At 68.5% G+C, this 1,662-nt stretch carries 1 protein-coding gene; it reads left to right on the top strand.

Going from position 1 to position 1,662, the window contains the following annotated elements:
- Positions 1-1,662: AMP-binding protein (locus tag ACWELQ_RS45310; protein WP_452403128.1), on the top strand; the 1,662-nt coding region annotated here is incomplete at both ends.

A 1,662-nucleotide genomic window follows, 5' to 3' on the forward strand; every position in this document is an offset into this window, starting at 1 on the left:
CCACCGCGATCCGGCCTACCTCGCGGATCTGATCATCGAGACCGGTGTCACCACTGCGCACTTCGTGCCGTCGATGATGTCGGTCTTCGTCGCCGGGCTGGAAGGGGACGCCGCCAAGGCGGCCGCGCTGACCTCCTTGCAGCGAGTCTTCGCTTCCGGCGAAGCGCTTCCGGTGACCACAGCGCAGAAGCTGCGCGAGCTCACCGGTGCCCGTCTGCACAACCTCTACGGTCCGACCGAGGCCGCGGTCGATGTCACCTACCACGAGGTCGAGGACACCGACATCATCTCGGTGCCGATCGGTTCGCCGGTCTTCAACACCCAGGTCTACGTGCTGGATTCGCGGCTGCGGCCGGTGCCGGCGGGTGTCGCGGGTGAGCTGTACCTGGCGGGCGATCAGTTGGCCACCGGGTACGTGGCGCGTCCGGATCTGACCGCGGATCGCTTCGTGGCCAATCCGTTCGGTGACGGTACGCGCATGTATCGCACCGGTGACCTGGTCACCTGGACCAGGACTGGTGAGCTGAGCTACCTGGGCCGCACCGACTTCCAAGTCAAGCTGCGTGGTCTGCGTATCGAGCTCGGCGAGATCGAGGCGGCGCTCACCGCCCGCGAGTCGATCGCACAGGCGGCCGTGGTGCTGCGCTCGGGCGATCGGACCGGTGACGCGCTGATCGCGTACGTGGTTCCAGCGTCCGCGCCGACATCCAAGCCGGTTGCTCTCGGCGCGGATGCCCTCGACACCGAGGCGCTGCGCACGTATCTGGGCGGCCTGCTGCCGTCCTACATGGTGCCGACCGCGTTCGTAGTGCTGGACGCCTTCCCGCTCAATGCCTCGGGCAAGCTCGATCGCAAGGCGCTGCCCGCGCCGGTGTTCGAGGCCAAGGTCTTCCGCGCCCCGTCCACCCCGATCGAAGAGATCGTGGCGGGCATCGTCTCCGACGTCCTAGGCGTCGGCCGAGCCGGCCTCGATGATGACTTCTTCGAGCTCGGCGGCAACTCGCTCATCGCCACCCAGGTAGTGGCCCGGCTCGGCCAGGCCCTCGACACCCGGATCCCGGTCCGTGTGCTGTTCGAGGCCCCCACCGTGGCCGGACTGGCCGCCCGCGCCCAGGCGCAGGCGGGCGCCGGTGCGCGCCCCGCCCTGGTGGCGGGGGAGCGGCCCGCCGAGATCCCGCTGTCGCTGGCACAGCAACGCATGTGGTTCCTCAACCGCTTCGACACCGCCTCGGCCGTCAACAACATCCCGCTGGCGGTCCGCCTCACCGGCGACCTCGACGTGGACGCCCTGCTGGCCGCAGTCGAAGACGTGCTCGAGCGGCATGAGGTGCTGCGCACCGTCTACCCGGAGAACTCGGAAGGCCGTGGCGTGCAGGTCGTCCTGCCCGCCGACCAGGTCCAGCTGGACACGACCGTCATCGACGTCACCGAGGCTGAGCTGCGCAGCCGTGTCGCCGAACTGATCCTCACCGGCTTCGACGTGACCGCCTCGGTTCCGGTGCGCGCGGGACTGTTCCGGATCATCTCGGCTGGCTCCGCTGATATGAGCATGGCCGAAGTGCCGATGCATGTGCTGGTTTTCGTGATGCACCACATCTCCGGCGATGGCTGGTCGGTACGTCCACTGGCTCGCGATGTGATGGTCGCGTATGCCGCCCGCTC

This window comes from Nocardia sp. NPDC004722, assembly GCF_053601505.1.